This window comes from Rhodoferax sp. U11-2br (assembly GCF_018619435.1).
Taxonomy (GTDB): Bacteria; Pseudomonadota; Gammaproteobacteria; order Burkholderiales; family Burkholderiaceae_C; genus Rhodoferax.
Genome location: NZ_JAHFZF010000033.1, coordinates 46,027 through 52,113 on the forward strand (window position 1 = coordinate 46,027; position 6,087 = coordinate 52,113).

Genomic DNA, 6,087 nt, shown 5'->3' on the forward strand with positions numbered 1-6,087 from the left:
AAGGCCTACTGAGCGCCCTTGCGCATCACCACCACACCAATGGTCTCGAACATCACCACGATGTCCAGCAGCAAGGAGTGGTTCTTGACGTAATACAGGTCATACTGCAACTTCTCGGCCGCGTCTTCAACCGAAGAGCCATATTGGTAGCGCACCTGAGCCCAGCCGGTGACGCCTGGTTTGACACTGTGACGGATCGCGTAGTATGGAATTTCCTGCGTCAACTTGTCGACAAAGAAGGGGCGCTCCGGGCGCGGGCCGACCATGCTCATGGCGCCAGCCAGCACGCTGAACAATTGCGGCAACTCGTCAATACGCAGCTTGCGAATCACCCGGCCAACACGTGTCACACGGTCGTCTTTGGCCGCTGCCCAGCGGGGTTTGCCATCCTTCTCGGCATCGGTGCGCATGCTGCGAAACTTCACCACATTAAAAAGCCGTCCGTTCTGTCCCACACGTTCTTGAAAATACAGGATTGGGAAACCATCCTCCAGCACGATCAGCAGCGCGGTGATCAGCATCACCGGCAAAGCCAGTACTATCAGGATGCTGGCGCAGACGATGTCAAACACCCGTTTGATGAAGGCCCTGAACCAGCCAGTACCAAAACCATCACCAAAAATCAACCAACCGGCTGACAGGGACTCCAGCCGGATCTGACCTAGGGTTCGCTCAAAGTGGGTGGCAATGTCCACCACTTTGACCCCCTGCAGCTTGCAGTCGAGCAACTCACGCAGCGGCATGCTGCCACCACGCCGCTCGGATAGGGCCACCACAATCTCATCAACCTGTTGGTCCTTGACGATGTCGGTCAGTGAATTCGACATGGACAGCAAGCCCCAGGCGGACACCATGGCTTCTTGTTCGTTCGGGCCGGCGTAATAACCAACCAGGTCCACGGTCGGGTCGGACTTGAGCAAGGCGGTGCCCACCAAGCGGGCGCGTGAGCCCGTGCCAAATACCAGGACGCGCTGGCGCATCAGGTTACGTGGTGTGAAATGCATCACATACACACGTAGCAGCAACATCAGCGCAATCGCGGAAAGAAGGGTCAAGGCGAAAGATCTTGCATCGAAATAGAGGGTCGCCAAGCCCAGAATCACTGGAGCCATACACAACAAGGCCAGCACCGCGCGTGCGCTGGTTTGTCCTAATGAGCGGTTATGTACACGTTGGTAAAAACCCAGACTGGCGTTCAGAACCATCATGGCGCCGGTCAGGACCAAAAAGGTCATGGCGGCTTTGGACCCCAGGACGGTGTGTTGTGATTCATGCGCTGTTGAGGTGATCAAGGCAATCAACAGCAACAGCAACAGATCCAGACCAATCTGGAACAGGGTTCGTTTGTGAAAATAGTGGTTGAATATTTTGATCATGGAGTCCTCTGCAGCATCAACCAGGTCGGCCGTTTGTTGGGCGCGCCGAATGGCGCGCCGACAGCACGTCCCTAGCGCCCAATGGCCAAGTACTCAAACCCCAACCCGCGCACCGTTTTTGGGTCGTAGAGGTTGCGGCCATCAAAAATGATCGGGTTCCTGAGTTTGGCTTTCAGATTGTCAAAGTCGGGGCTGCGAAATTCCTTCCATTCGGTGACGATGACGAGTGCGTCCGCATTGTCGAGGGCAGCATTCTGGTTGTCGGCATAACTTAAACGCGGCTCATTGGGGAAGCAGTGTCTGGCCTCGGTGCCGGCCACTGGATCGTAGGCCGTGACGGTGGCGCCAGCAGCGATCAGATCCTTGATCACTTCGCGGCTGGTGGCTTCGCGCATGTCGTCGGTGTTGGCCTTGAAGGCCAGGCCCCACAGCGCAAAGTGTTTGCCCGTCAGATCAGCGCCAAAACGCGCCTTGATCTTGTTGCCCAGAACATGTTTTTGCAGGTCGTTGGCTTCTTCCACCGCGTTAAGAACTTTGAGGTGGATGCCCGCATCCACTGCGGCTGTTTTGATCAATGCCTTGACGTCCTTGGGGAAACACGAGCCACCGTAACCGGCACCGGCGTACAAGAAATCGTAGCCAATGCGCGGGTCCGAGCCGATGCCCCGGCGCACATGTTCAATGTCAGCACCGAGTTTCTCGGCCAGGTTGGCCAGTTCGTTCATGAAGCTGATGCGGGTGGCGAGCATGGCGTTGGCGGCGTATTTGGTGAGTTCCGCGCTGCGGATGTCCATCAGGATCATCCGGTCGTGGTTGCGTTGGAACGGGGCATACAGGGCCCGCATATTGTGGGCGGCCTGCTCGTCGTCACAACCGACGATGATCCGATCGGGCTTCATAAAATCCTCAATGGCTGCGCCTTCCTTGAGGAACTCGGGGTTGGAGACGATGCTGAAGGGCGTGTCAACGCCGCGTTTTTGCAGTTCATCGGTAATAGCTGCCCGCACGGCATCGGCTGTACCCACGGGCACCGTGCTCTTGTCAACCACCACCTTGTAGTCCGTCATGAACTTGCCGATGTTGCGTGCGGCGGCGGTGACATATTTCATGTCGGCCGAGCCGTCTTCGTCAGGCGGCGTGCCCACGGCAATGAACTGTACCGTGCCAAAGTGCGCTGCGCGCTCGACATCGGTGGTGAAGTGCAGTCGCCCAACTGCCACATTGCGTTTGACCATGTCCTGCAAACCAGGCTCAAAAATCGGGATGCCCCCATCTTCAAGAATTTTGATCTTGGCCGGATCCACGTCCAAGCAGAGCACGTCGTTACCTACTTCAGCCAGACAAGTCCCAGACACCAGGCCAACGTAGCCGGTGCCAATCACGGTGATTTTCATGAGCAAACCCTAAACAGCTTTTATTTCAGAACATTATCACAACAAAACAACGATTTAATGCCGCCTACCCCACGGCGTTCTGGGGCATCTCTGACAATGAGATCGTCAGGAAAACCAGCAGGAAGAGAAGAAACGCAACCCGTGGCACGTCCATCACACTGCTCACCAGTCCGACCAGCAGAACGGCCACCAGAGATGCCGCCAGGTAAGGTGCTATTGGCTGCAAACTGGCGCGCCCCAGCACCAACTGCCACAACGCATAACCAATAAGCAGCAAACATGCCAGCAGACCTAGCCCACCACGCTCCACCAGCAGTTCCAGCACCAGATTATCCAGATGCCATGGCACAAAATACGACTGAGCTGCGGGAAACCAGCGTGCCAGACCGGCAGAAAAATCGCCATTGGTCAGCAGATTGTGTGGTCTGCGGCCGGTCAACACGATGTTGTCCACATCGGCCTGAGCACCGGCATCCATCACTGAGATGGAAAACATCTTGAGCCGGGGTGCGAACCAGCGCCCGGAGCCCAAAGACGGGCCTTGCAGCGCCACGGTGATGGGCTGCCAGGCGAAGGAATCAACACCTTCTGCCGGTTGGATAAGCAAGAAGGCGGCTTGGCATGCACGGTCGTACAAGAGGTGGCGTTCACATAAAAACAGCTCCATCCGGGTCGTCTGTCTGACCCGCACGGTCAGGCGCACCCGGTGAAACTCGGGTTCGGTGAGCGCAACGCGCTGGGTCAGCTCGAAAACGCCGCCAAGTTCTTCCTGGGTTTTGGGGCCATAGAGGGTGACAAACTGTTGCTCGGCTTGCCCGTCCCGGGTTTGCTGCTGATGCCTCGCGTCACCTGGAAACTCCTCAAAAGGTACCTGGGCTGCGTAGTTGGCAGGCAGGCGCCCCAGTCCTTTGCCCAGCAGCCAGTCGCTCGGATGTTTGAGCAGGCCAACGCCGCTTTTCCAGTGCGCCATCCGGCTGGAGAGATCCTGTCCGGCGCTGGCCAGGCGTTCCGACATGAAACTGCCGCCTTCGAGCACACCGACCACTTCCAGGACCAAAGCCAGCACCAACACCACGCTGGCCTTGAGCCGCCAGCCCGGTGCGCCCATCTGTTGGCGCAGACCCTGCCAGGCACTGCGGCCACGGCGAGCCTGGTTTTGCAGCCATAGCAAACCGGCCAGCAACAACAGCGGTGCCAGCACGGCCAGATAAACGCCGCGTGCAAAGGTGGTCAGACAGATGTAGCCACCCCAAAAAGCCAGCATCGCCAGGCTGGCCCACAAGGCGGGTTGACGTGTGGCATACAAAGCCCACACCACAAAGGGCGCGGTCATCGCCAGATAGGTGTCGATGGCGGCACCCCCCACATGCATTTCCCAGAACAAGGCTACTGTTCGGTAGGGGCTGGAAAAATCCAGCAGTCCCGGGAAAGCGGCCCGCTCCCATAGTGTGGCCAGCACCACCTGTGCCAGCCCGCTGACCACACCGGTTGCCAGCGTCGTGGTGGCCAGGCGTGTCGACTGGGACAACTCACGCCGCAGCAGCGGCAAAAAGAGGGTGGCAAAGCCCAGGCTTTTGAAGATCCGCCAGCTGTTCAATGCATCGCTGTAGTTGGCAAACCAGTCAAAAGACAGCCCACCCGCATCAGCCAGGCCGCGCCACAGCGAGATCACACCTGAGGCCAGCACTAGAACCATCAGCCAGTGCCCTGCACTGCGGGGCAGCTTTTTGGGGCCTGCCGGTTTGTTCCATGCCAATTGGGCGTAGCCCCCTGCCAGGGCGCCCAGTAGCAAGATGTCGAACTCTTCAAACATCAGCCAGCCGGTCCAGGGTGAAAAGTTGAGCCAGGGTAGGCAGGCCGGTACCAGCCACAACCATAGCCGGGGTTGCCAGGCCACCAGGCAGCTTGCCATACACAGCAGCACCAGAGCCAGCATCGGTGACACCGGGTGATGTCCGGCCAGACCCGCTCCGGCCACCAGGCAGACACCCGCTAGCAGCCAGCAGAGCAGGCCAGACAGTCGCATCTGGGGTTACACCAGCACTTCAACACACGGCGGGTGTGTCAGAAACTGGTGCGGACTGGCGTTGGCGCCATACGCCCCGGACTGGAACACCACCAGCAGATCACCCACCTGCGCCTCGGGCAGCGGCACCCGGTCAGCCAGCACATCTAGCGGTGTGCAAGACGGCCCCACCACCGTGGTGACCTGTGTGGCCGGATGTCCCATCTTGTTGCCGATGGCAACAGGGTAGTTTTTGCGCAGCAGCTGGCCAAAGTTGCCGGTGGCGGCCAGGTGTTGATGCAGCCCACCATCGGCCACCAGATACAGCTGGTCGCGCGAGTACTTGCGGTCGATCACCCGTGTCACGTAAATACCGGCCTCGGCCACCAGGTAGCGGCCCAGTTCCAGCACCAGACTGGTCTGTGGCAAGTGGGCCTGGGCAAGTTGTAGCAGGCGTTCCAGCTGCTCTCCAATCGGCTCCAGCTGCAACGGCTTGTCCCCGGGGAAATACGGCACGCCCAGGCCCCCGCCTAAGTTCAGCACCCGCACCTTGTCGGGCGCGTGTTGCGACAGGCGCAGTGCCAAGTCAAACGACTGCTGCAACGCCTGGCAGATGGCCTCGGTGCTCAGGCTTTGTGAGCCGGGGTAGAGGTGAAAACCCTCAAACGCCAGACCGGCGCGGCCCAAGTTGGCCAGCAGGGCAGGGACTTGCTCCACATCCACACCAAAGGGCCGTGGCCCGCCGCCCATTCTCATGCCCGAGCTTTTGAGTTCAAAGTCGGGGTTGATGCGCACCGCAGCGCGGGCGGGCAAACCCAGGGTCTGGGACGCCTGGGCCAGTACATCCACCTCGCGGAACGACTCGATGTTCACCAACACTCCGGCCGCCACCGCCTGGCGCAACTCGGCATCGCGTTTGCCGGGGCCGGCAAAACTGATGTCCTTGGGGTTGACACCCGCATCCAGCGCCACTTTCATTTCCCCCGCCGAGGCCACGTCGAGGCCATCCACTAGGCTTGCCATGAAACCCACCAAGGCGGGCATCGGGTTGGCTTTCATGGCGTAGTGCAGCCTGATTTTGGACGGCAAGGCCTGGCGCAGCTCGGCCACACGCTGGCGTATCTGGGCGCGGCCATAGGCATAAAACGGGGTCTGTCCGACCCGCGCGGCCAAGCGTGACAGGCTGTCACCGCCGGGCATCAACTCACCCTGGCTCACCACAAACTGGGTCATGGGCGCATGCTGGGGCAAAGAGGGTGGCGCGTCTTGCATGGTGAGGGTCATGTCTGAGGGGGCTGGACGGGGGTGGGGC

General features: G+C 59.7%; 4 protein-coding genes. All 4 read right to left on the reverse strand.

What is annotated here, in order from left to right:
- Nucleotides 1-5: 5 nt before the first annotated feature.
- Complete coding sequence (locus KKO72_RS17670; RefSeq protein WP_214942023.1) at nt 6-1,376, reverse strand: TIGR03013 family XrtA/PEP-CTERM system glycosyltransferase; 1,371 nt, start codon at nt 1,374-1,376, stop codon at nt 6-8.
- 71 nt (nt 1,377-1,447) lie between these two features.
- Entirely contained in the window at nt 1,448-2,770 is a 1,323-nt protein-coding gene (locus KKO72_RS17675) for a UDP-glucose/GDP-mannose dehydrogenase family protein (RefSeq protein WP_214942025.1), read from the reverse strand.
- Between the two features lie 64 nt (nt 2,771-2,834).
- Nucleotides 2,835-4,796: a hypothetical protein gene (locus tag KKO72_RS17680; RefSeq protein WP_214942028.1), complete on the reverse strand. Its 1,962-nt coding sequence runs from the start codon at nt 4,794-4,796 to the stop codon at nt 2,835-2,837.
- Nucleotides 4,797-4,802: 6 nt separating this feature from the next.
- Complete coding sequence (locus KKO72_RS17685; RefSeq protein WP_371736903.1) at nt 4,803-6,059, reverse strand: pyridoxal-dependent decarboxylase, exosortase A system-associated; 1,257 nt, start codon at nt 6,057-6,059, stop codon at nt 4,803-4,805.
- Nucleotides 6,060-6,087: the final 28 nt, after the last annotated feature.